General features: G+C 34.0%; 16 protein-coding genes. 13 read left to right on the top strand and 3 right to left on the bottom strand.

Annotated elements, in window-relative coordinates; translation table 11 throughout:
- The first annotated feature begins 280 nt into the window (after nucleotides 1-280).
- The 13 genes from ald (at nucleotide 281) to HPY57_04020 (ending at nucleotide 21,577) form a co-directional block, all read left to right on the top strand.
- Nucleotides 281-1,402 carry an alanine dehydrogenase gene (gene ald, locus HPY57_04080; protein NPV10950.1) on the top strand — a complete coding sequence of 374 codons (1,122 nt, stop codon included), beginning with the start codon at nucleotides 281-283 and terminating at the stop codon, nucleotides 1,400-1,402.
- A 12-nt stretch (nucleotides 1,403-1,414) separates the two neighbouring features.
- Nucleotides 1,415-2,761, top strand: coding sequence for an acetyl-CoA hydrolase/transferase family protein (locus tag HPY57_04075; GenBank protein ID NPV10949.1), 1,347 nt, complete (start codon nucleotides 1,415-1,417; stop codon nucleotides 2,759-2,761).
- Complete coding sequence (locus HPY57_04070; GenBank protein NPV10948.1) at nucleotides 2,758-3,459, top strand: diadenosine tetraphosphatase; 702 nt, start codon at nucleotides 2,758-2,760, stop codon at nucleotides 3,457-3,459. The genes HPY57_04075 and HPY57_04070 overlap by 4 nt, the downstream gene beginning before the upstream one ends.
- A gap of 196 nt (nucleotides 3,460-3,655) precedes the next feature.
- Nucleotides 3,656-10,555: a cell surface protein SprA gene (sprA, locus tag HPY57_04065; protein NPV10947.1), complete on the top strand. Its 6,900-nt coding sequence runs from the start codon at nucleotides 3,656-3,658 to the stop codon at nucleotides 10,553-10,555.
- A gap of 86 nt (nucleotides 10,556-10,641) precedes the next feature.
- Complete coding sequence (locus tag HPY57_04060; protein NPV10946.1) at nucleotides 10,642-11,097, top strand: hypothetical protein; 456 nt, start codon at nucleotides 10,642-10,644, stop codon at nucleotides 11,095-11,097.
- Between the two features lie 12 nt (nucleotides 11,098-11,109).
- Nucleotides 11,110-12,366, top strand: coding sequence for a transcription termination factor NusA (gene nusA, locus HPY57_04055; GenBank protein ID NPV10945.1), 1,257 nt, complete (start codon nucleotides 11,110-11,112; stop codon nucleotides 12,364-12,366).
- Between the two features lie 11 nt (nucleotides 12,367-12,377).
- On the top strand, nucleotides 12,378-15,152 hold the full coding sequence (gene infB / locus HPY57_04050) for a translation initiation factor IF-2 (protein ID NPV10944.1): 2,775 nt from the start codon (nucleotides 12,378-12,380) through the stop codon (nucleotides 15,150-15,152).
- Entirely contained in the window at nucleotides 15,136-15,492 is a 357-nt protein-coding gene (gene rbfA / locus HPY57_04045; GenBank protein ID NPV10943.1) for a 30S ribosome-binding factor RbfA, read from the top strand. The genes infB and rbfA overlap by 17 nt, the downstream gene beginning before the upstream one ends.
- A complete protein-coding gene (truB, locus tag HPY57_04040; protein ID NPV10942.1) occupies nucleotides 15,470-16,180 on the top strand; it encodes a tRNA pseudouridine(55) synthase TruB in 711 nt (236 codons plus the stop codon). Before rbfA ends, truB begins: the two co-directional genes overlap by 23 nt.
- Nucleotides 16,181-17,125, top strand: coding sequence for a bifunctional riboflavin kinase/FAD synthetase (locus tag HPY57_04035; GenBank protein NPV10941.1), 945 nt, complete (start codon nucleotides 16,181-16,183; stop codon nucleotides 17,123-17,125). It begins immediately after the preceding gene.
- A 66-nt stretch (nucleotides 17,126-17,191) separates the two neighbouring features.
- Nucleotides 17,192-17,458: a 30S ribosomal protein S15 gene (rpsO, locus tag HPY57_04030; protein ID NPV10940.1), complete on the top strand. Its 267-nt coding sequence runs from the start codon at nucleotides 17,192-17,194 to the stop codon at nucleotides 17,456-17,458.
- A gap of 13 nt (nucleotides 17,459-17,471) precedes the next feature.
- Entirely contained in the window at nucleotides 17,472-19,589 is a 2,118-nt protein-coding gene (locus HPY57_04025; GenBank protein ID NPV10939.1) for a polyribonucleotide nucleotidyltransferase, read from the top strand.
- A 410-nt stretch (nucleotides 19,590-19,999) separates the two neighbouring features.
- Nucleotides 20,000-21,577 carry an Rne/Rng family ribonuclease gene (locus HPY57_04020; protein ID NPV10938.1) on the top strand — a complete coding sequence of 526 codons (1,578 nt, stop codon included), beginning with the start codon at nucleotides 20,000-20,002 and terminating at the stop codon, nucleotides 21,575-21,577.
- Nucleotides 21,578-22,944: 1,367 nt separating this feature from the next.
- Here HPY57_04020 and HPY57_04015 read toward each other — a convergent pair.
- Genes HPY57_04015 through HPY57_04005 form a run of 3 tightly spaced genes read right to left on the bottom strand, consistent with a single transcriptional unit; the run spans nucleotide 22,945 to nucleotide 26,917 of the window.
- Nucleotides 22,945-23,424 carry a hypothetical protein gene (locus tag HPY57_04015; GenBank protein ID NPV10937.1) on the bottom strand — a complete coding sequence of 160 codons (480 nt, stop codon included), beginning with the start codon at nucleotides 23,422-23,424 and terminating at the stop codon, nucleotides 22,945-22,947.
- Between the two features lie 8 nt (nucleotides 23,425-23,432).
- Nucleotides 23,433-25,955, bottom strand: coding sequence for an LPS-assembly protein LptD (locus HPY57_04010; GenBank protein ID NPV10936.1), 2,523 nt, complete (start codon nucleotides 25,953-25,955; stop codon nucleotides 23,433-23,435).
- The gene (locus HPY57_04005; GenBank protein ID NPV10935.1) at nucleotides 25,952-26,917 is read right to left on the bottom strand and encodes an ROK family protein; all 966 of its coding nucleotides are present in this window, start codon (nucleotides 26,915-26,917) and stop codon (nucleotides 25,952-25,954) included. The genes HPY57_04010 and HPY57_04005 overlap by 4 nt, the downstream gene beginning before the upstream one ends.
- Nucleotides 26,918-26,930: the final 13 nt, after the last annotated feature.

Here is a 26,930-nt window from a genome sequence, read left to right as displayed (position 1 = left end):
TGAGTAATTAAAGTGTCAGTCTTATGTGGATTTGTCAGAAAAAAAATTATTTAACTAACAATTCGGTTCTTATTAAATTAATTGTTTCAAAATTGGTTAAGGAAAAACCTGATCATTCATAAGACTCCAATAAGTTCATTCCTCTTTCATCTGTGTAATTCAAAATTATTTATGCTGATAATCTAAATTTTTAATTACTTCAACTGTGAATTTTACAAGTTCTAAGAATATTAAATTTTATTTAAATTGAACGCAAAGCAAAACAAAATTGAGATAAAAAATGAGAATTGGGATTTTAAAGGAAACTCAACTTGAAGAAAAAAGAGTTGCCCTAACTCCTGCTGGGGTTAAGTTACTTGTTGATCATGGTCATCAGGTTTTTATTGAAAAAGATGCGGGATTGCAAAGCAGATTTACAAATGATGATTATGAAAAAGTTGGAGCTAAAATTGTCTATTCCTCTGATGAAGCAATAAATCGCTCTGAATTAATCGTAAAAGTTGCTCCTTTTACAGAAGATGAAGCTTCGAAATTAAATCCCGATCAAATTGTTTTTTCGTTTCTCCATCTTTTTATGAGAAAGAAAATTTTAGAATTGTTTTTGGAAAAAAAAGTTACATCAATTGGTTTTGAACTTGTAGAAGATGAAGACGGAAACTTGCCAATTTTAAGCGTTATGAGCGAAATAGCGGGACAGATGTCTATTCAAATTGCTGCAAGATATCTGGAGAAAAGTTTTGATATCAGTCGAGGAATGTTGCTTGGTGGTATCTCAGGTGTTGCACCAGCTGCTGTAGTTATTCTTGGAGCAGGAACAGTTGGTACTAATGCTGCTCGTACTGCACTTGGAGTTGGCGCTCAGGTAATTGTGCTCGATAAAGATATTAAGAAATTAAAAAGAATTGAGGATCTTCTTGGTAAATCAATTACGACTGTCGTTCTAAATCCATACACGATAGAAAGAGCTGTTAAATTTGCAGATGTTTTGATAGGTGCAGTTCTAATCAAAGGTGAAAAAACTCCACATATAGTTACCGAAGAAATGGTTAAAACGATGAAGCCCGGTTCAGTAATAATTGATGTCTCGATTGATCAGGGCGGTTGTGTTGAGACAAGTCGTCCAACGACTATTTCAAATCCTGTTTATATTGCACACAATGTAATTCATTATTGTGTACCTAATATTCCAGCACTTGTATCGAGAACAGCGAGTTATGGATTAAATAATGCGATTATTGGTTATGTGCTCGAGATTGCAGAAAAAGGAATTGAAGAAGCATTGAAATCCAATAATGGTTTGTCAAAAGGTGTTTGTACTTTTGAAGGTAATTGTACAAATGAAACGCTGTCTGAATTATTTGATATTGAATTTAAAAAGTTGTTTTTCTTCTCAAAAAATTAGGGTGGATTTGTGATGCAGGATATAATTACTAAAAATATTAAATCATCATTCTGGTTGCAGAATTATAAATCAAAATTACGAACACCGGAAGAAGCTGTTAGTGTTGTTAAATCCGGTGATAAAATTGTAATGCATGGAAATTGTGCATTCCCGATGACTTTGATTAATGCACTTGTTGCCAGAAAAGACGAACTTGAAAATGTTCAAATTCTTCACGCATTGACAGTTGGTGATTTGCCTTATCTGAATCCTGGAATGGAAAAATCTTTTAAACACGTTTCATTCTTTATGGGTGCGGCTGCAAGAAAAGCTGTAAATGAAGGCAGAGCAGATTTTACACCAATCTATCTTTTCGAATATCCTTTACTTTTTGCAAAAGGCATTATCAAACCAAATATTGCTTTCGTTCATCTTTCACCTCCAGATGAACATGGTTTTTGCAGCTTTGGGGTTGAAGTTGGATTGATAAAAACAGCTGCTGAAAATTCTGAAATAATTATTGCTCAAATAAATCCACAAATGCCAAGAGCTCTGGGTGATAGCTTTATACATATTAACAAATTAACATACATTGTTGAAGTTGATGAACCAATTGCCGAATTACCACAGATTAAAGAAGACACAACCCCCGAGATGATGGAAGTATATCGAAAAATTGGTGAAAACATTGCTGAGCTAATTGAAGATGGATCTACGCTTCAAATGGGTATTGGTGCAATTCCTGATTCGGTTACAAGGTTTCTGGATACTAAAAAAGATCTCGGCATTCACTCAGAAATGTTCTCTGATGGTATTATCGATTTAGTCAATAAAGGGATCATTACTAATAAAAGAAAAAAACTTCATGTTGGTAAAACGATCGCTGGATTTGTTTTAGGCAGTCGAAAACTTTATGATTACATAGATAACAACCCATCAATTGAATTTCATCCTCAGGAATATGTAAACGATCCATTTGTAATTGCTCAGAATTACAAAATGGTTGCAATCAATTCAGCCCTTGAAGTAGATATCACAGGTCAGGTCTGTTCAGATTCTATAGGTTCAAGATTCTATTCTGGATTTGGCGGTCAGGTAGATTTTATTCGCGGAGCTGCAAGATCAGAAGGTGGTAAACCAATTATTGCGCTTCCATCTACGACAAAGGACTTTAAAATTTCAAGAATTGTGTCGACTTTAAAGCCGGGAGCTGGTGTTGTTACAAATCGTGCTGATGTACATTATGTAGTGACTGAATATGGCGTTGCTTATTTGCATGGTAAAAGTATTCGAGAAAGAGTACATCAATTAATTAACATCGCTCACCCTGACTTCAGAGATGAGCTGAAATTTTACGCAAAGAAAAATAATTACATATGATAGCAGTTATTGGAGATATACACGGTTGCTTTAATACACTGAAGGAACTCTACGCACAAATTAAGGCAAAATATTCTGATATTGAGGTATATTCAGTCGGTGATCTTGTCGATAGAGGAAATTTTGCTTGCGAGACAATTCACTTCTGTATTTCAAATAATATTAAAGTTTGTTTGGGCAATCATGATTTTATGTTTCTGCAATATTTCCGTGAGCCGTTCTCTGCAATGGCAAGAGTTTGGGTTTATAATGGTCATATCACAACAATAAATTCTTACAAGAATAATCCCGAATCACTTGAGCCTCACCTGGATTTTGTTGAAAAATTAAAATTGTTCTACAATACTCCAGATGCATTTGTTTGTCATGCAGGAATTTCAAAAGTTTATAGAAAATATTTTGCTCAATATAAGCTCGATGGTTCACATGATGCTTTTATTGAAAAATTATTATCTCCTGATCTTGAAAAAGATCATTCAATAATATGGGTAAGGGATAATTTGATAAATATTGGAAAACTTCAAGTTGTAGGGCATACGCGTAGGTTTGAAACTCTTTATGAAAAAAACTCAAATGTTTACTATATTGATACTGGTTGCGCTTATGGAAACAAATTAACAGCAGTGATTGTAAATGACAACAAAGTTATTGATCAAATTCAAGTTCCAGTTTTCCCAGAAGATATTATGCAGAGCTAAAATGAAAAATTCAATAAATAAAATTTTACTAAACACCTCAATCACCCACCATAGTAAAGAGGAGTATCTTATCGAGTAAACTCTACAGATTATTAAATTTACATTTGAAAAATTTGATAAGATACTCTAAATGAAGATTAAGTCGTCATTCTTTTCCGTGTTTCTATTGTTAAGTGCCCTGCTTTTCAGCGGGTTTATGATATTATTTTCTGATAACGATAAGCATCAAAGCGTTGCCCGATCTTACTTTTTTGATCTTAGTAAGTTTAACAACCCCGAAGATTTTAGATTTTCTGATGCATTTCATCAAGTAATGCCAGGTTCTCTTAATCAAAGTTCTTCAGAAAATAACGAAACTGACAATAATGCGTTAACAGAAATTTCATCAGCGGGAAAAAACATTTCGCTTCCATTGGATTTTATAAAAAAACAAAACATAAATCTTAACGATGATAAATCATTTGGTTCAAGTTTTACCGATTATTCAATTCAACAAGCGGATACAAATGACCTTGAAAAATGGATACAGGAAGAAGAAGAAAGAAATAAAATTCTTGAACAACAAAAGACTTCCCAAATTATTACAGACTCTTTAACCATTAAAGATTCCCTGCTTTCAGTTGATTCGCTTGCAATTGATTCAACCGCTCGAATAAAACATTTTCAATATAAGAGAAAAGATTATCCTTTCGTTAATTTATTTGAAAAAAGAAAAAATCCGTACTTTTTGAAAGTACCTGATGCACTTGTTAGCAGAAGTGTCTCTCTCGATTCGACCGGACAATTTGTAATAATTAAAGAAACCATTGACGGAAAAGAATGGAAAGTAAGAGCAACTATTCCTATTGAACAATACATTAATCTCAGGCTTGCTTATATACAACGCAAAAATTGGGAAGAGCTTGCATATAAATATGATGTAAAGCTCGGTAAAAAAGAACTCGGTGATGTATTAGCTCAGATCACTAATATCGATATTCCAATTCCTTCGAATCCTGTTTTAAGTATTTTTGGTCCGCCGAAGATTAATCTCAGAATTAATGGTGCAGTTACAATTGATGGAAGCTGGAGGAATGAAAAGACTGAAGGCGTAACTGCTTCGTTGCTCGGAAATGTTCGAAATGAACCTAATTTCAAACAAGATGTTCAGATAAACATCAGCGGTACAATTGGTGATAAACTCACCATTATGGCAGATTGGAATACACAAAATACTTTTGAATATGAAAATCAACTAAAAATAAAATATACTGGTTATCCTGATGAAATTGTTCAAAGTGTAGAAGCTGGTAATGTCTCGCTTCAAACTTCACCATTAGTTGGTGGTGGTGAAGCTTTATTTGGCGTCAAAGCAAGATTGCAGCTTGGCCCCTTATGGTTAACAGCTATTGCAAGTCAAAAGAAAGGTGAAGTAAAAGAAAAAGTATTATCTGGTGGTGCAGAAGCCCAGCAATTTAAGAAGCGAGTTTATGAGTATTCAACCAATCATTACTTTGTCGACACTGTCTATGCTGATACTTCTGAAAATCTGAATATCTTTAATAAATGGTATGGTAATCCAACACCAATTCCAGTTGATTATTATCGTATTAAAGATATTGAAGTGTGGAAAACAATTACCGGATTACCTAATCCGAAAGAACGAAGAGTAAATGCTTACATTTATCTAAATCCAAGACAGAGAAATCAATCTTATCCTGAAAATCTTCGAGCAAATATTGATGCAGTACCCGGACAAATTGAAGTTGGTAGATTTATCAAACTTGATCCTTCAGAATATGTTGTTCATTACGAAACAGGTTACATTACTTTCAAAACTCAAATAAATGAGACAGACGCAATTGCAGTTGCTTATCGAATTGAAGGTGATCCGGGTAATGAGAATGATATTTTCTATGGTGAATTTGTAGCTGATGTACCTGATACAGTCACTTTGATTTTGAAATTAATCAAACCTGCAAATCTTCAACCGCAATACAAAACCGCCTGGAAACTTCAGTTGAGAAATATTTATCCTCTCGGTATTAGAAATATTAAGAAAGAAGGATTTGAGCTTGATATTCAATACGAGATTCCAGGCCAGGAACCAAGAAATGACTGGAATGGAATCAAATTTTTAAATGCATTTGGATTAGATAAAGTTGATGATTCTGATAATCCACGCCCTGATGGAAAATTTGATTTTCGCCCTTCACTAACAATCAATACTGAAACAGGTGAAGTTATCTTTCCAGTTCTTCAGCCATTTGGTCGAAATCTTCCTTCCAACTTACCCGACTCACTAATGTATCTTGATGTTTATGATACTTTAGCAAGCATTGCAAGATTGAACAGTGCAAGAGATAAATTTGTGATTGTTGGAAAATCATCTGGTACTTCTGCATCAACTTTTAACCTTGGTTTTAACATTGTTGAAGGAAGTGTAAAAGTAAGACTTGGTGGAAGAGAACTTGTTCCAAATGTTGATTACATTGTTGATTACAATACAGGTCAATTAATAATTCGAAATGAACAAGCTTTGCTTCCAAATGCTGATTTAAGAATTTCTTACGAAGAAAATACTTTATTCCAGCTTGCAGCTAAGTCACTTTTCGGTTTGAGAGGCGAGCTCGATATTAATCCAAAAACCAAACTCGGCTTCTCAATGCTTACATTGAACCAGCAAACTCTTTCCGATAAAGTTAGAGTAGGAGAAGAACCAATTCTCAATACCATTTATGGTATTGATGCTCAGACTTCATTTGAGTTGCCATTCTTAACAAACTTTTTGAATTATTTCATTTCTACAAAGGAAATGTCAATTCTTTCAATCAAAGGTGAGGCGGCATACATCAATCCTGATCCTAATACAAAGAAAAGTACAATTGCAAGTGATCGTGGTCAAAGCGTTGCGTATATCGATGACTTTGAAGGTTCAAAACAAATAATGTCAATTGGTGTAAATTATACAAGCTGGAAATATGCATCACCGCCAAAGGGTTATCCTTATACCGATGTTGATACTTTGATAATGAAGCGCAAAGCAAAAACTTTCTGGTATAACCGTTTGCCCAGTGATGTACTTGTTCAGCAAATCTGGCCTAAAAAGACAGTTGCACGCGGTAATGAACAAGTAACAGTGCTTGATGTAATTTACTCACCATTTTTAAGAGGTGAATTTAATTATTATCCTGATCTTGCCTTTCCAGATATGAATTGGGGCGGTTTAATGAAGTTGCTTTCTTCAACAGCGAGCAACTTTCTGGATCAAAATATTGAATTTATTGAATTCTGGATTTTACCCACTAAAGTTCCGCAAAACGCAAAGCTTTACATCGATCTTGGAAAAATCTCTGAAGATGTAATACCAAACAAAAAACTTGATACTGAAGATAAAAACTTCAACGAATTAATCGATCAGGGAGAAGATGTTGGTCTTGATGGAATTCCTGACGAAATTGAAAGGCAGCTATATCCAGAATTAGGAGCCGATCCGAGCGGCGATAATTTTTACTTTAATCTTGGAACACAAAATTACTCTGGAATAAATGGAACAGAAGGAAATGCATCTTTGACCGAAGCGGGAAGATTTCCAGATACTGAAGATTTAAATCGAAATGGTGTTCTGGATATTGTTAATTCATATTTTCAATATGAAATTCCACTCGATACGAATACAGCAACCAACCCTTACATTGTTGGCGGCGGCGTTGAAACTAGATGGTATCAGTTCAGAATACCTTTAAATGATTTTAAAAAGAAAATCGGTGATCCAAGTTTTACCAATATTGATATGATTAGATTATGGTTTACAGGTATTGATGATTCAATGCATATCAGGATTGCTGAGTTCAATCTCGTCGGTAATCAATGGAGAAAAGCAATTAAAGACGATCAAAGAATAAATCTTTCTGTTGTAAACATTGAGGATAACTCGCCATACTATTACAGTCCACCAGATGTTGGTAGAGAACTTGATAGAACTCAGCAGACAACAGGAACAGAAAAGATTTATAAAAATGAACAATCTCTGGCAATGCGAATAAATAATTTGAAATATAAGGAGTCTGTTTTTGCTGTTAAAGTTTTATATCGTCCAATGGATGTCTTCAATTATCGTGAAATGAAATTGTACTATCACGGAGAAAAGGAATTAAAAAATGGGGACATCGTTGTAAGATTTGGTATTGACTCAAATAATTACTATGAATATCGAGAACCAATCAAAGAAGACTGGAATAATATCGCAATTAAATTTTCAGATTTAACTGCAATCAAACAAAAAAGAGACTCGCTCACTCAAATTATTAGAATTCCTGTTCCCGATGGCCCTGAAGGATCGTTTTATGGACTTAAGGGGAATCCGAGTTTAACCCAAGTACAGATGTTTTTAATTGGAGTTGTGCACGAAAGAGCTGAAAATCCATCCGATACTTTGAATACCTTAAATGGTGAACTGTGGGTTAATGAACTTCGTCTTATTGGCGCTGATGACAGAGAAGGCTGGGCATATACAACAAGTTTCGCATTGAACTTCGGTGATTTCGTAAGACTTAATTTTAATTATAGCAGGAGAAATCCATTTTTCCATTCGCTTGAAAGCAGATTTGGTGACAGAGTTTTAAGAACAAATTGGGGATTCTCCGGTTCAATTGATTTCACGAAGTTTCTTCCATCAGAAATGAAGAACAGTTCATTAACTCTTAATTATTCAAGAAATGAGCAAATTGATAAACCACTTTACTTACCGAGCACTGATATTGTAGTGGATGAAGCAGTTGAACAGACTTACCAGAGATATCTTGAAAAAGGTTATGATGAGCAAAGTGCAAGAAGAGCGGCAGATGGCTTAAAAACAGCATCTCAAACATTTTCACAAAATGAAACCTGGTCAATTCCTTCTATTAAACTTTTTATTCCTTCTCAATTTTTCTTAATAAGAGATGTTTGGAATAATCTTGGTTTTGGTTTTAATTTCAGCAGAAGGTTTGCAAGATCACCAGCGCTTGAATCACAAAAAGATTGGCAATGGAATTTCACTGCTCAGTACTCTTATATGTTCTCGCCCACAAATTATGTTCAGGGAACAAGTATTCCGTTCATTGGTGATCTGTTTGAGATAATTCCCGATTTGAAGAATTGGAGATTTTTCTATTCTCCTTCAAACTTAGGAATGAATTTCAATTTAAGTAGAAACAGGGCTGTTAGTGTTTACAGGACAGATCCAACAAGACCAAATGTTCAAAGAGATTTTAGAGCAAGCCGAGGTTTTCAATTTGGCTGGAAAATCACAGAAGGAGGATTTTTAAATCCTTCATTCCTCTATTCAATTGATTTTGGAAGCAGTTACGCGCATCTTGAAACTTACCTCGATTCAGTTAAAACTGCATCAGGCAGAGATAGCGTCTTTGAAGTGCAAAGAACTGACAGAGAAATTTTTAGAGATATCTTCAAATCAAATCTATTCGGAAGAGATTTTTCATTCAGTCAAAGGGTTGAGTTTAGAACACAACCGAGATTCCCTTCGGTCTTAAATCTTAATAATTATCTCACACTTCAACTCGGATATTCAGTCGATTATCGATGGCAGAATAATTTCCAGCAAGTTGAATTAGGCCGTTCAGCAAGCTTTGCTAATAATATCACTACAGGCTTAACTATTCGTTGGAAACAAATATGGGATCCACTATTTCAGGAAACTACATCACCAACAACTCCTCGTGCACCATCTGTCGATCCAAGAAGTCGAAGACAAATAAAAGATATTCCAGATGATGCTAAACCAAGCGAATATCCAGGTATGGTTCAGCAGGAAAAAACACAGCAAGCAAAATCGGATACAGTTACTGCCAAACCATCCTCATTAAAAATTTTATTCTCGGCATTCAAATCGGGTGTGAGATGGATTTTCTTTGACTATGATAATTTCACAATCAACTTCTCGCAGAGAAATACTTCAATGAATAACGGTCTGGCTGGAATGAACAGCGGTATTACCAATTTCTGGAATTTCTTTATTCCAAATAAAGATGAAAACGGTCCACCAAGATTATATCAACTTGGGTTAAGTTCTAATCCTGGCAGAAGAGCTAAAAATGGAAATCTTTCTGATCAAATTACTCAATCAAACTCAATTGATTTAAGAACATCCCGACCGCTCTGGGAGGGTGCAAGAATTGACCTCTCGTGGAAATTGAACTGGAGTTTCAATCGAACTACAACCATTCAGACCGACTCGCTCGGAAATGTAAAAGTCACCAATATTGCAGCAGCAGGAACAATTGACAGATCATTTTTGACATTACCACCATTTTTAATCTTCAGCTTCTTCAAAAATGATATTAAAAAAGTTCATGAACTTTACGATCCCGCTTCGCCAAATCCAAAAGAAAATTTGTCAGCTGCTTTTATTGAAGGATTTGAAACTTTACCTATTCTTGGAAAACTTCCATTGGTTAAAAAATTTGCTAAATACATTCCGCGACCAAATTGGAGTATTACCTGGGATGGATTAGAAAAATATTCCATCTTTAGTTCTTTTGCCAATAGAGTCTCACTACAGCATAGTTATCAATCATCCTTTGCAAGAGCCTGGCGATTAAATCCAGATGGAATTGAAGAAACTCAAAGTCAAAAAATAACTTATGGTTTCCAACCTTTGATTGGAATGAGCATTACTTTCAAACCATGGGGCGGGGGAAATCTTGGCGGACAATTTAAAATTGGAAATACGGTCTCCTATGATATGGGAATTCAGTCTAAAAATATTACTCAAACTTTTTCAAGGGATATTTCGTTTTCAATCAATTACACTAAAAGCGGTTTTGATTTGCCATTCTTAGGAATCTCTCTTAAAAATGATTTGAATATTTCTATTTCTTACACTCAAATGAGAAACTCCACAGTCCTTTATGATATGTTGAATTTTAAAGAAGAAGGTATTCCGCAGGATGGGACAATTAGAACCACGCTTGAACCAAGGATTCGTTATGTAATCAGTTCAAGATTGACTATTGCAATCTATTACCGAAGGACTAAAGTAGAGCCTGAAGGAGCTTCAAAAATTCCTCCAACTACAACAAACGAGGCTGGATTAAATATCAATTTGACAATTTGATCACTTTTTAGTCAGCTTGAATAACCTCAAATTTTTCCGTATTATTGTGTAGAATTTTTGCCCTTAATGGGCAATTTTTTTTATCTATGAACGAAATGTTAGAAAAAATAAAAGAACGAATTGAACCAGTTTTAGATAAACTTAATGTTTATTTAATTGACCTGACTTTATCGAAAGTCAAGAATGCAAATAAATACATTTTTTATATTGATAAAGATACTTATGTAACTGTTGAAGATTGCTCAGTTGTAAGTCGGGAATTAGAAAAAGTTTTGGTGGATGAAAACTTGATTTCGCAAAGCGATCAAATTGAGGTTTCTTCGCCCGGGGTTGATAGACCATTGAAATACTTAAGACAATATCCCAAGCATAAAGAAAAACTTTTTTCTGTAACCTTCAAGAAAAATGATTTGACTTTGACAAAAGAACTGGTTCTGAAAGATGTAGTCAACGAAACATTAATTTTTGATGATCGAGGTAATATTTTAGAAATTAATTTTTCAGACATTATCAAAGCAAAAACATTAATAAAATTTAAGTGAGAGGTTAATATTATGAGTCAAGAAATTGTTGAAGCCTTTACGCAGTTGGTAAAAGGGAAAGGTGTTGATAAAGATATTCTGGTAGGAATTTTCGAAGAAGTCTTTGCCGCATTGTTACGAAAAAAATTTGGTGATAAGGCTCAATTTGAAATTATTGTGAACCTCGAGAGAGGCGAAATACAGATCTTTCTCGAAAAAGAGATTGTAGAAAAAGTTAAAGATCCAAAGACTCAAATATCGCTGGAAGAAGTTAGAAAAAAGACTGATGAAGATTTTGAAATTGGTGATATTTATCCCGAAGAAATTGATGTGTCTCAGTTTGGTAAATTTTTCGATAGAAGGTTAATCAATCAGGCAAAACAATTATTTAATCAGAAACTGAGAGAAATAGAGAAAGAAATCATTTATAAAGAATATTCGCAGAAAATTGGGGACATTGTTGTCGGTGATATTTATCAACTTCGAAAAGATGAGATTTTAGTCAATCACAATAAGAATGAATTGATTTTGCCAAGGGAAGAACAAATTCCAAAAGAAAAATATCGTAAAGGCGACGTAATTCGTGCGGTTGTAAAAGAGGTTATTAAAGATAAGAAAGGTCCAAAGATCATTATCTCCCGTGCTGATAATATGTTTTTAGCTCGTCTGTTTGAAATGGAAATTCCAGAGATCTTCGATGGAGTTGTTGAAATTAAAGCTATAGCTCGTGAACCAGGTGAAAGAGCAAAAGTAGCAGTGATTTCTAACGATGAAAGAATTGATCCAGTTGGTGCCTGTGTCGGAATGAAAGGCGTTAGAATTCATTCAATTGTAAAAGAATTAAATAATGAAAATATAGATGTAATTCCCTGGTACGACGACAAAGAGCAATTCTTAAAGAGAGCATTTTATCCTGCTAAAATCAAAAAAGTTGAAATTGATGAAGCCAACAAAAAAATATTTGTTTGGGCAGATGCTGATCAGGTTTCTATGATTGTTGGTAAGGGCGGGCAGAATGTTAGATTAATTGGAAAGTTAATTGGAATGGATATCGAAGTTATTCGTGTTGAAAAACCAATTGAAGAATATGAAATTGATATCGAACTCATTGACTTCAAAGAAGAGCTTGGACAGGAAGTTTATGAAAAATTGATTAATGCTGGTTATGATACTGCTGTAGATGTTCTGAAAGCAGGTAAAGAAAAAATTAAAGAGATTGAAGGTTTTGATGATGAAAAAGTTGAAGAAATTTTCACTATCTTGAAAGAAGGATTTGAAGAAGAAACTTAATTAGGAAATTTATGTCTGAACAAGTACCAAAAAAATATCAGCTTTTTAAGGTAGCTTCTGAGCTTAATGTCGGCGTTGAACGACTAATTGAATTTTGTAAGAAAGATTTAGGACTTGATGTAAAGTCTCCTGCCTCTAAAATTGATGAGGATGCTTATCAAAAAATTCTCCAAAAATTCAAAAAAGAAAAACAGTCTGCTGAAGCAAAAGATAAAAAGCTTGCTGAGCTAAAAGTTAAGAAAGATGATAAAACTCAAAAACCAAAAGAGAAGAAACCAGATGGTTTCACTATAAGAACTAAGAAGAAGGTTGAAGAACCTGAAATTGAAAAAGAAAAAATTGAAGAACCTGCTATAGAACAAATAGAGGTAGAAGAGAAACCTGTCATTGAATCTGAATTAGTTCAACCAATAGCTCAAACAGAAAAATTAGAACCTCAAGAAATTTCAACCAGCGAAGAAATTAAAACAGAACAATTACAACAAGTTCAAGAAACAATAGAGAAAGCTGTAGAAGTTACTCAGCAGACAACTAAATCAGAAGAAAAAGAACCGCCAAAAGAAGTAATTGAGAAAAAAGAAGAAACTGAAAGGGCTCATACTACTCTGGATGAATTAAAGACTCAAAGAAAAGGTCCAAAGATAATCGGCAAAGTTTCCATAACTGAACCCGAAGAAGGTGAAATACCAGAGGAAAAAGTAGCTCAGGAAGTTATACCAGCAGAAAAAGAAGAAAAGTCGGATGGCAAAAAGAAGAAACCGAAGAAGCCAAAGAAAAAACAACTCAGAGAACAACTAAAGAAAAAATCGGTTGTTGAAGAAGAACCTGCTAAAGCAAAGAAGGCTAAAAAAAGTAAAATTAAAAATATTGATGAGAAAGAGATTGAAATAAGCATTCGTAAAACTCTTGAAGCTATGGATGAGTCGTCTCTTTCACTCAGAGCTGCTCTAAGAAAAAAGAAAAAGAAAGAACGACTCGAAGAGATGAAAAAGCAGGAAGAGATTTTAGAAAAAGAAAAGACAATTTTAAAAGTTTCTGAATTTGTAACTGTCGGTGAACTGGCTAATTTAATTAATGTCCCAGCATCAGAGATTATTAAAAAGCTTTTCAGTTATGGAATTGTCGCAACAATTAACCAGCGCCTTGAAAAAGATACAATTCAATTAGTAGCAGATGATTTCGGATACAGTGTCGAATTTCAAGATGAAGCAATAACCACGGTAATTGATGATGAACCCGATCCGCCAGAAACATTAAAACCAAGACCGCCAATTGTTACAATAATGGGTCATGTTGACCATGGTAAAACATCTTTGCTCGATTATATAAGAAATACTCAAGTTGTTGCTGGTGAAGCTGGCGGAATTACTCAGCACATTGGTGCTTATAAAGTTGAACTTCCAGATGGAAAACAAATTACATTTATCGATACACCTGGTCACGAAGCATTTACTGCAATGCGCGCTCGAGGTGCAAAAGTAACAGATATTGTTGTATTGGTTGTAGCAGCTGATGATGCAGTAATGCCTCAAACTGTTGAAGCAATTAATCACGCTCAAGCTGCTGGTGTTCCAATTATCGTTGCAATAAATAAAATTGATAAACCGACAGCAAACCCCGAGAGAATTCGACAACAATTAGCTGAAAAGAATGTTTTGGTTGAAGAGTATGGCGGTAGATATCAATCGGTTGAAATTTCAGCTAAAACCGGTAAAAACGTTGACCTGTTACTTGAAAAAATTTTGATCGAAGCTGAATTACTAGACTTAAAAGCAAATCCAAATCGTAAAGCTCGAGGTTATGTTTTAGAAGTTAAACTCGAAAAAGGACGAGGAATTGTAGCCAATGTTTTGATATTGAAAGGAACATTAAGAATTAACGATCCATTTGTTGCTGGAGTAGGTTTCGGCCGCGTTCGTGCAATGTTTGATGAACGAATGAATCGAATAAACGAAGCGCCTCCTTCAACTCCAGTCCAGATCCTTGGTTTCGATGAAATGCCTCAAGCTGGAGATGAATTTGTTTGTGTAGAATCAGAAAAAATAGCCCGAGAGATCGCAAATAAACGAATGCAAATTAAACGTGAGCAGGAACTAAGAGCTGTTCGACATATTACACTTGAAGATATTTCCAAGAGCGCAAAACTTGGACAGATTAAAGATCTTAGACTGATTGTCAAAGGTGATGTGGATGGTTCAGTTGAAGCTCTCTCAGATTCTTTGCTTAAACTTTCCAATGATGAAGTTAAAATTCATGTAATTCATAAAGGTGTAGGAGCAATCACAGAGACAGATGTAAATCTTGCCCTTGCATCTGAAGCAATTATAATTGGTTTTCATGTCCGCCCAAATCTTGAAGCAAGAAAATTAGTTGAAAAAGAAAAAGTTGAAATTAAAACTTATGACATTATCTATGATGCAATTAATGAAATTAAGAGCGCTATTGCTGGAATGCTCGAACCTGAAATAAGTGAAGAAATAACTGCAACCGTTGAAGTGCGGGATGTCTTCAAAATCTCAGGTGTTGGAACTGTTGCTGGTTGTTTTGTTAAGGATGGAAAAATTCAAAGAAATAATAAAGTACGTGTCGTAAGAAACGGAATTACTATTTTCACAGGCGATATCGAAAGCTTGAAACGTTTCAAAGACGATGTGAGAGAAGTTGAAGCTAACAAGGAATGCGGTATTAAAATCGCAAACTTCAACGATATTAAAGTAGGCGATATAATCGAAGCGTTTAAGATTGTAGAAAAACAGAGAACATTAGAAAATGTCGGTAAGAACTGAAAAAGTTGCTGAACTTATTAAAAAAGAATTAAGTATGATTTTACTGCGGGAAACAAATGACCCCGCTCTTGGATTTGTGACTATTACTTCAGTTAAAGTTTCGGGTGATTTGCAAAATGCAAAGGTATACATTTCCATCTTTGATCAAGAAAAACGAAAAATTACTCTTGAAAGATTAAATCACGCGAAAGGACATTTTCGTTCTAAACTTGCTGGAAGAATTAAAATTAGAAGAGTACCTGAACTCTCTTTCTTCTATGACGATACACTTGATTATGTTGATAATATTAACCGATTGATTAAGAAAATTCATGAAAATGATAACGAAGAAAACAATTGATTTAGATGGTGTGAATTTTAATGAAGGCGCTGTTATCCTTATAAATAAACCCGAAGGCTGGACATCGTTTAAAGTTGTTGATAAAGTTAGAAGAATCTTAAAAATTAAAAAGGTCGGACACGCCGGAACTCTCGACCCAAAGGCAACGGGACTTTTAATTTTATGCACGGGTAAATTGACAAAAAATATTGAAGAGTTTCAGAATCAGATTAAAGAGTATCGAGGTAAAATTTATTTTGGCAAAACCACACCAACTATGGATATGGAATCGATAGAACAGGCGAGTGAAGAAAAAGACATCTCTTATCTTAATATTGATCTTATTCGAGAAAAAGCAAAAGAATTTATTGGAGAAATTGAACAGGTTCCGCCGAGTTATTCTGCCATCTGGGTTGATGGCAAAAGAGCATACGAACTGGCAAGGAAAGGCAAGGATTTTAATCTTAAACCAAGAAAAGTTCAGGTTTTTAAATTTGAAATTTTGAATTTTAATCCGCCCATTGCAGAATTTGAAGTTGTTTGTTCAAAGGGGACTTATATCCGTTCTCTTGCAAATGATCTTGGTCAGAAACTCGGATGCGGTGCATTCTTGTATCAGCTCGAAAGAACCAAAATTGGTAATTTTAGTGTTGATGATGCATTGAATATAAGTGAATTACAAAATCTAATTCAAAAGAGTTTGAATTAAATGAATGTCTATTACGATATAAATGAAATAAATAAAGATAAGAATACGATTTTGACGGTTGGTACTTTTGATGGTGTTCATCTTGGACATCAAAAAATTATTAATGAAATGATTTATCAATCAGTTGAGAACAATTGCAGGAATTTAGTAATCACTTTCGACCCGCATCCACAAATTGTTCTTTCAAAAGAAAATTCTATCAGGATATTAACAACTCTTGATGAAAAATTAGAATACTTGAATTATCTGGCTGTGCAGAATGTCCTGGTAATCAATTTCACAAAAGAATTTTCTCAATTAGACTTCAGGGCATTTGTTGAAGATTATCTTGTGAATAAAATTGGATTACATACGGTTGTTGTAGGAACTGATCATCACTTTGGAAAAAATCGTGAAGGCAATCCAGAAATTTTAACTGAGCTCGGACGAGCTTTTGACTTCAATGTTGTAAAAGTTGAGCCATTGATTTTAGACGGTCAAAAAATTAGCAGTACACGAATTCGAAAAGCACTGATGAATGGAAATGTCAAATTTGCTAATGAGATGCTTGGCAAAAAGTATGTTTTGAAGGGTAAAGTCGTAAAAGGTAATCAAAGAGGGGCAACCATTGGATTCCCAACTGCTAATATTGAAGTTAATAGTAAAGATAAATTAATTCCTGCTCGTGGTGTCTATTTTGTTGAAGTTGATCTGGTTGAAAAAAGTTTCTATGGAATGATGAACATTGGTTATAGACCTACTTTCAATAATACGAGTGAACTTATGCTTGAAGTTCATATTTTTTATTTTGATGGGAATATATATGATGAACCAATTACCATTCGTTTTATTGAAAGATTAAGGGATGAAAAGAAATTTAATACTATTGAAGAGTTAAAAAGTCAACTTCAATTTGATAAACAGGAGTGTTTCAAACGAATTGATGAACTACACTCAATTAAGTAATTAATGAATCACTAAAAATTAATACTGGTTAATTCTGGTATTATATTAAAAGAAAGGAGTAAAGATATGTTAACTAAAGAACAAAAAAGAGAAATCATTTTGAAATACGGTGGAAGTGAAAAAAACACTGGTGCACCAGAAGTTCAAATTGCAATTCTTACTGCACGAATTAACGAATTAACTCAACATTTTGAGGAACATAAAAAAGATAAACATTCCCGAATGGGATTAATCAAAATGGTTGGTAAAAGAAGAAGACTTCTCAGATATTTACAAAACAAAGACATTGAAAGATATCGAAAGATAGTCGAAGAACTAAACTTAAGAAAGTAAAATGGTTAAAAGTATGATCGTTCTTAAAGAAATTGAAATAAATGGAAAGACATTTTCACTCGAAGCAGGAAGATTTGCGCGTCAGGCAAATGGCGCTGTAATGGTAAGTTTTGGTGATACCAAAGTTCTTGCTGTTGCTGTAGCTGCTGATGAACAGGTTGAAGGACAGGATTTTCTTCCGCTTTCAGTTGAATACAGAGAAAAATATTCAGCAGTCGGAAAAATTCCCGGCGGCTTTATTAAAAGAGAAGGAAAACCAACCGAGAAAGAAATTCTTTCTGCAAGATTGATTGATAGACCTATTCGACCTCTCTTCCCAAAAGGTTATATGACAGAAACTCAGGTGATTGTTCAGGTTTATTCCTCCGATCAGGAACATGATCCTGATGTAATTGGTGCGGTTGGTGCCTCAGCCGCACTTGCAATTTCAGATATACCATTTGAAGGTCCAATAGGTGAAGTTCGTGTTTGCCTTATTGGCGATCAATTTGTTGTAAATCCAACTTATAAAGAAATTGAAGAAGCTAAACTTGAGATTGTTGTCGCAGGTACGGAAGACTCAATTTTGATGGTTGAAGGTGAAGCGAAGGAAGTTTCCGAAGAAACAATGCTCGAAGCTATCAAATTTGGTCACGAGTACATCAAACAGTTAGTAGCATTGCAGAAAGAATTAGTTGAAGAAGTTGGAAAAACCAAAAGAGCTGTTCAGTTATTCCCTGAAGAAGAAGAAATTATCAAAGCTGTTCGTGAGCTTTGTTATGATAAAATTAATCAAGTAATTCACACTCCTTCAACAAAAGAAGTACGAAGGAACAGCTTAAAACAAATCAATCTTGAAACAATTGAAGCCTTAAAAGAAAAATTCCCTGAAAGAGAATTTCTTATTAAATCCGCAATTCATGATCTTGAGCGTGAGTTGATGCGAAAAATGATCCTTGAAGAAGGTGTAAGACTTGATGGAAGAGGTACAAGAGACATTAGACCAATTTATTGTGAAGTTGGACTTCTACCTCGAACTCATGGTTCGGCTCTCTTCACAAGAGGCGAGACTCAAAGCTTGACAACTCTAACTCTCGGAACTAAGCTTGATGAGCAGCTTGTTGAGGGTCTTTTACCCGAAGAAACGACAAAGAAATTTATGCTTCACTATAATTTCCCAGCGTTTAGCGTTGGCGAGATTGGAAGATATACTGGTCCGGGTAGAAGAGAAATTGGTCATGGAAACTTGGCTGAAAGATCTTTGAAGAATTTATTGCCAAAGGATGAAGAGTTCCCATACACAATTCGAGTAGTTTCAGATATTCTTGAATCGAACGGCTCATCATCAATGGCAACTGTATGCGCTGGTTCACTTGCATTGATGGATGGCGGAGTTCCTCTTAAAAAACCTGTTGCAGGTATTGCAATGGGATTAATACTCGAAAATGGTAAATATAAAATCTTAAGCGATATTCTTGGTGATGAAGATCATCTTGGAGATATGGACTTTAAAGTCGCTGGAACGGAAGATGGAATTACTGGCTTTCAGATGGATATAAAAGTTAAAGGTATTTCTTATGAGATTATGGCTGAAGCTTTAGCTCAAGCGAAAGAAGGAAGATTGTTTATTCTCTCCAAGATGAATGAAACTCTTTCGGCTCCAAGATCACAAATTTCTAAATATGCTCCTCATCTTGTTCAAATTAAAATACCAATTGATAAAATTGGTGCAGTAATTGGACCAAGCGGGAAAATTATTCAGTCAATTCAAAGAGATACAAAGACAGAAATTGCAATTGAAGAAAATGGCGTTGTAAATATTGCATCAACGAATGAAGAAGGAATTGAAGAGGCAATTTCGAGAATCAGATTATTGACTGAACCACCGCAGATAGGCAAAGTTTATAAAGCAACAGTCAAAAGAATTGTTGACTTTGGTGCGTTTGTGGAAATTGCTCCAGGTGTGGAGGGATTACTTCACATTTCGCAGATTGATCACAAAAAAGTAAATAAGATAGAAGATTACTTTAAGGTTGGTGAAAAAATTGAAGTAAAGCTAATCAAGATTGAAGATAATGGTCGATTAGTTTTCAGCAGAAAAATTTTAATTCCACCACCTGAAGCGCCCAAATCACAACCACCAAAAAAGTAAAAAATGATTTTACTTTATGGTTGTAAATGAAAAGCTTACTATTAAAATAGCGCATCATTTTTTCGTTTTAGAAAAAATAAAATCGAAGTTCAATTCTTTTCAATTGATGGGAGAGCTTTTAGCTGCTCTCTCTTCAATTATTTGTAAAGGGGTTTGCAATTCAAATTCTTATTTAATCTCTAAAATTTTTAGAGGATTTTTGAAAAAGAGAATTCTTAATTCAAAACTTACAGGTTTTTTACACAGAGTTTTTCACAAATTTTTATCCTCTGAAAAGTTGAAATTACTTTCAGCGTTTCAGAGGTTAATTGAGCTTCAAAAAAGAGATTTGCAAGTTTTTTTAACAATTAGTCAAAGAGTTTTTCAAAAGAATTTTAGAAGTCAAACAAGCAAAGGGTTTTTATTGATTTATGAACAAAGAAATAATTATAAACACAATTGGCGACGAGACGCGTATTGCGATTACAGAAGATGGCTTGCTTACAGAATATTTTGTCGAGCATGCCGATGCCCAAAGGTCGGTAGGGGATATTTATCTTGGGCGTGTAGCTAAAATTATTCCCGGTATTAAAGCTGCATTTATTGATGTCGGGCACAAACAGGATGCATTCCTTCACTTTTCAGATATCGATCCTAAAATAGAAGAGTTAAATGCATTAATTGGTGACGAAGACACAGATGTCGATTTAGAAGAAGAAGAGGAAGAATCAAATCTCGATAAAATTCCAATTCAAACTAATTCTAATTATCAAAGGTCAATTCAAAATCTTCCAAAGCTTGAAAAAGGGAAAGAAATAATTGTTCAGGTTACAAAAGAACCAGTTGGCAATAAAGGTTTCAGAGTAACTACAAGAATAACTTTACCTGGAAGATTTTTAGTTCTTCTTCCTTTTGATAATAAGATTGGAGTTTCAAAAAAAATACACGATCCGAGAAAACGAAAAAGACTGAGAAAAATTGTCCGCTCAATAATTCCCGAAGGATTTGGAGTAATCGTTAGGACAGTAGCTGCCAACGAAGATGAAGAAACAATAAAAGAAGAACTCAATCGTTTGTTAAATACATGGAAAGAAATTGAACAAACAATTAAAAACGAAAAAGCTCCCGCACTTGTCTATAAAGATGCAAGTACCACATCGAGCGTGATTCGAGATTTATTTAACTACGAAGTTTCTAAGATTATAGTTGATTCGAAAAAAGTTTATAAGCAGTTGAGAGATTATTTACATCAGGTTCATCCAGAGCTTGAGGATAGAATAGAACTTTATAAAGGTAAGGAACCAATTTTTGATGTATTTGGGATAGAGCCTCAGTTAAGAATTGCAATGTCCCGGAAAGTCCCTTTGCCCAGCGGTGGACATATTGTAATTGATCAAACAGAAGCAATGACGGTAATAGATGTAAATACTGGCAAATACGCTGCCTCGATGCATCAGGAATTAAATTCTCTAAAAATTGATCTGGAAGCTGCAAGAGAAATTTGCCGTCAGGTAAGATTGCGTGATATAGGCGGAATTATAATTATTGATTTCATCGACCTTGAGGAAGAAAAAAATAAAAAGAAAGTTTTTGATGAATTAAAGAAAGAGTTTAGAAAAGATCGAGCTAAAGTTTCAATTCTACCAATGACAGAATTTGGACTTGTTCAGATCACAAGACAAAGAGTTAGAAAAAGTATTTTTCAGCGTACAAGGGATGTTTGTCCAACCTGCGGCGGGACAGGAATTTTAATTTCAAAAGAGAGTCTTCTCAAAGATATTGAACATTGGTTGAGAAGATTCAAGCTTGGGAAATTTTTACCCAAAGTTACTTTGAAGATCAATCCTTTTTTAGAAAACGAAATTCTAAAAGGTTTTATTCCAAGATATATTCGATGGAGCTTTAAATTCAGAGTTCGTCTTAATGTCGAATTGGATGTTTCGTTGAAAGTTGATGAATTTAGATTTTTTGATCCAGTAACTGGTAAGGATATAACGACTGATTATTGAGTTTTAATTATCATTTATAAGATTATTGTTCGACCTTACCTGCATTATTTTAATTCAATTCAATTTAAGTGTGCTTACAGAGCTATCTAAGGCATTTTCATCCTGAGCCTTTGTCGAAGGGTGACCCAAAAGAACGTTTTAAATTTCATTGCTGTTAGGTTTCAACATGCTCAGCCTTACAATGAAATGTCATCTTGAACCTCGACAAAGGGAATGTAATACTTAGCTTGTCAAAGATAATGTCATCCTTTCAGGATTTTGTCTTCTATGTTTGATTGTCTTTTCTATAATAATTTCATCCATTCTGGATTAGATTTTTTGTGCGGCACATATTTCTTTCTACAAATAGGTCGTCGCTACGTGACTTTTATTTTTGCTCTTGACTATTTTACCTACAATTAGGTCGTTGCTACGCAACTTTAGTTTTCTAGGTCACATTAAAATATTTCTACAATTGTTTCAGCGATATGCGATTTCTTTCATGAATTATTTTTACAATTTTTATACAATTTATTTTAAAAGTCTATAGGTAATTTTTCGTTTTTATTGAACTTAAAAAAGCTTCGTTAGAAGCGACCTATTTGTAGAGAAGGAAACATGCGAAAGAACATCAAAGCTCCATCGGAGCGACCTATTTGTATAATTAACCACGAAGTGGTGAAATTATTATAGAATTAAAGTTGCGCAGAAAAAAATAAAAACTCCAAAGGAGTGACATTTTAGGATCAATGAAAAATCAATCATATATTTTAATCAAATTATAATTTTGAGATAATGTCATCCCTTCGGGATTTTGATTTTTGGTGGGCCTGCGATTTTATCTATAATAATTTCATCCCTTTGGGATTTTGTTGTTTTATGTGAAATTATTTTTATTTGTTTTAAGACAGTGTCAGCTCTTCAGGATTTTGTTTTTTTGTGGACGCTTGTTTTTCTATAATAATTTTATCCATTCTGGATTAGGTTTTCAATTAATCGAAATTGAATCAATATCTTATTCTGATTGATTTTCACCAACTCCGAAGGAGTTGAATATGATTAGCCCCGAGTTGCACTTGGGGAATATCGTTAAAAGAAAATTTCAATCCCAAAGGGGTTGAATGTGAGGTTCAAAATTATTTAAATGTCTGATCTGCAATTTAATTTTAAGATCGTTTAGAATAATTTCTGTAATAATTAAATTTCTTTAGGATTCTTTGTTTTTTGTTCTAATTTACACCCAATGCGATTTTGGGGTTATTCAAATTAAATCATTGCGGAGTTTTTATTTCTTTAAGACAATTGCGACGTAGCCTCCTATAGAAGGGTGACCTCAATGAATTTTAATTTAAAAGTTTTCGTCAGGCTTAGACTGATCAAAGACTTAATTATTCTTCTTTATTTCCTCGCTTGAATAAATTCAACAGTTCATTAATTTCATCAGGAGTCGGTTCAGGTTTGGAGTCTTCACCTGAAAAAAATTTTTGGTTATGCAGTTTGATGATGAAATCCTCGGAAGATTCAACTCCACATTGATATAATCTTGCCTTATTCCTTAATGCTTGATCATTGCTTACAATGATTAAATTTTTTTTATTGTTGTTTTTTTCAATTGTTATCAGAATTGTTTCATCAGCTGTCTTATTCTTTGCATGTTTAATTTCAACATTCCTGCTTACTTTCGAATGAGAATGAATAAAATTAAATCCATCGAAAAAAATTATTGCATTATTGTTTTTATTGGAGAAATAATCGATTACTTTTTGAACCAGCAAATTTTTTGCTCTTTCGGGATCTTCAAGAAATAATTTGTTCCATTCTTTTTCAGCTCTAATTACATTATTGCCATCGATAAGATAAGTTTTCATATTTTATCCTAACGAGTAAATATTCCACCCTGTTTGGTAATTTTTAAGTCTTGAAGTTGTGGTGCTTTAACTCTGATTTCCAATCTATAACCACGGTAAAATCCAGTAGGATACCAATCAAAATTCATATTCCAGCAATGTAAATCTCTCGATATCCTAACCGATGGGGCAGTTAATTTCTTTTGCTCAAAATCATAACCTCCATTGATGGAGAATTTCCATTGCGAAGTAAGATTAAAACTCAAAGCAAAATTCATATTGGCAGTTCTGTAAGAAATATCAGGAGTCGGTTTGTTCACAGAATAGGAAAATCCAAGCGATAAATTCCACGGGATTGAGTAATCAGGGATCTCTTCTCTTCTTGTTGATGAATAAAATCCAACCGGCAGTTCTTGTATGCTCTCAGTTGTATCGGTTTGTTCTTCTTTCTTCTTTGATTTGAGTTGTTCACCTGTAAGATTAAGATTAAAACTTAAATTCATATTAGTTAATCGGGCAAGTCCTTTACCTTCACTGATCATTAATTTGTTAATTCTTTGTTTTAAGTTTTTATCATAAACATAAGGATCATAAGTTAAACCGCCATTGATACTGAAAAATGTTCCAACATTTGAATAAAAACTGACGTTAATGTTTGAAAGCCGAAACTCACTCGCAGCGAAATTGTAAGCAATGCTTGCGTTCACATTCATTAGTTGTATTTTTCGTTCCTGCTGAGATGTATCAGTTCTTGATGGTTTAATTTTCATCTCAAAGTTATTGCCAATATTTAATCCGAGACTTTGTACTTCGCCAATTCCTGGACCGCCAAAAATTTCTCTCTCATAGAAACTGTATTTAACCACCTGTCCTTTTGAGTTAATGTAAGTTCCGTAATATCCCCAAGATGGTTTTGAAAAATCTGGTTGGTAAGAATAGTTTAATGATGGAGTTAGAGTGTGTCTGAATGCAGTTATTCCAAGAATGTTTGGTCTCATTATTCCGTAAATTTTTGTGTTTATGCCGGTGCTAAATCTAAAAGTTCTGACTGCACTTAATTTTTTTACATCATTCGTAACTATCGAGTCCTGCCCTGTAGAACTTATATAAGCAATTTTTTCAATTCTCTTGTTGTACCAATTTTCAGTGTAACCGATTGAATTAGTAATGTTGAAATATCCCCATTTATTTGAAATAAAGACTGAAGCATTATGATTAACACCGCCTCTAATTTTTAAGTTGCGATTTAAAACTTCTCGTCTATTTGAGAATTGAAGTCCATAGTTAATTCCAATCTTTTCATACCAGGCTTCTTCGAGTAATTTCCCTTCTTTAATTTTTTTCTTAATGTCTTTTTTGAATGGATAAAATGGTTGAAAAGAAACTCTCAAATCGGGAAGGTTTTCTCTTATGTCTCCGGTTCTGAGATTTTGATTCCGATTGTAATAGAGAGAGAGATTAATTCCTTCATCTTCAAAATTTTTAGTGTAGCTTGCAGAAGAGTTTACCTGATCGTTTAGTATTTCGGATAATGTTGAGCTTTTGTTTTGATAAAAACTATTTGATAAAAAATTAAGATTAATGTTAATTCTTGAAGTCGGATCAATTTCTTGATTGTGGCCAAAATAAATTCTGTATTCCTTTCTTCGGTTGTAATCGGGATCTGTCGGTTCTCCATAATCATTATCAACATAGGAAAGTTCGAGCTGACCATTAAAATCATATCGTTTGATATAACGATATCTTGAATTGATTGCATAACCGCCTTTTGTGTAAAAATCTCCAAACACAGCTAAATCCATATAATCGCTGATAGCCCAGAAGTAACCAAGGTGCGAAAGATATCTGCCGAGATCTTCACGATATCCAAATGCTGGTGTGATAATTCCGCTTCGTCTTCCAGATTGATTTGGGAATACAGCAAAGGGGAGGGGAACCGGGAAAGGAATATTTTCTACATAGAACCAAATCCACTTAGCAATGATTTGTTGTTGGTGAATTATTTTCATTTCAGGACTGAAGAAATAGAAATGCGGTTCGTCGGCATTACAGGTTGTATAAACTCCGTCTCGAACTAAATATACCTTGCTTTCTATTTTCTTAATTTTCTCACCATAATAAACCTGTCCATCATTTTCAGATTTTGCATGTGAGATTGAACCTTGCTGAGTCCGAAAGTTGTATTTTATTTCTGTGCCTTTATACTCTTCGCCTGCGTCATTTAGAATTGGTGGATTAATCAATACCTGTTTATTTGTATCAACCGAATCTCTGTCATAAATTCCATAGGCTCTTAAAATGCTTGAGTTCCAATCTATATCAATTTGAGCAGATTTTAAGTCCATTGTTTTGTATTTAATCTCGGAATTGCCATACAAAAACATTTTTCGATTTTTAATGTTGTAAATAATTGAATCAGAGGAAGAATAAAAAATAATATCATCAACAGAAGATTTTTTTCTTGTTGAATCTGAAATTGCAGTTGTATCCTGTTGTGAAATTAAATTTGAAGCAAAAGCTAAAAAAATGAAAGCGAAAAAAACTTTTCTCATTTTTTACTCATATTACCTAAAACAAGTGATGCAGCACCAAGTATTCCTGCTTTATTTTTTAATTGGGCCGAATAAACTTTTACATCTTTTACAATATCCCTAATTCCATGTTCTTTAATTGAGTTTTCAATTGACTTAAGCAAAATCGGACCAGCGTTTGAAATTCCACCGCCTATCACAAAATTCTTTATATCTAAAGTATTCGCAATATTGGCGAGACCAATTCCGATATAAAAACCTGTTTCTTTTAAAATTTTAATAGCGAGTTCATCACCTTTCTGAGCAGCTTCGTTTATAATTTTTGGTTCGATGTTATCTAAGTTATGATCTACAAGTTTAAGAATTAATGATTCGGGATATTCGTGAAGTTTTTGAATTGTTCTTTGCTTAATGTAACTATTACCTGCATAGGCTTCGACACAACCTCGTTTACCACATTTACAGAATGGTCCAGAATAATCAATCGTGATGTGACCAATTTCACCGGCACCGCCGCTATCTCCATGAAATAATTTTTTGTTAATGATAATCCCTCCACCCACGCCAGTTCCAAGAGTAACCATTATAAAATTATTAAGTTTTCTTCCGCGTCCATAATATAGTTCCCCGAGAGCTGCACAATTTGCATCATTATCAATGAAAACAGGAAAACCAAACTTTAAAAGTTTTTTCCTGACCTGAATATTTTTCCAATTATTAAAATTAGGTGCAGAGGTTACAATTCCTTTCTCTGCATTGACTTTTCCGGGAAAACCAATACCAATTCCTTCAATATCTTCATTAGAAATTTTATTCAGTAATTGTTTAAGACCTAATTCAATTTGACCCAAAACTTTCTGAGGATTTTCAAAAGCATAAGTCGGTAATGAAAATTCTTTACGGATGATGTTCTTTTCAACTAAACCAAATTTTATTGATGTTCCACCGACATCAATTCCGATTATGAATTTTTTCTTTTTCATTAAAACAATCCAT

This window comes from Ignavibacteria bacterium, assembly GCA_013177855.1.
Taxonomy (GTDB): Bacteria; Bacteroidota; Ignavibacteria; order Ch128b; family Ch128b; genus Ch128b.
Note: the sequence above shows the minus strand (reverse complement) of the source record. Positions and strands in the feature narration are given on the sequence as shown.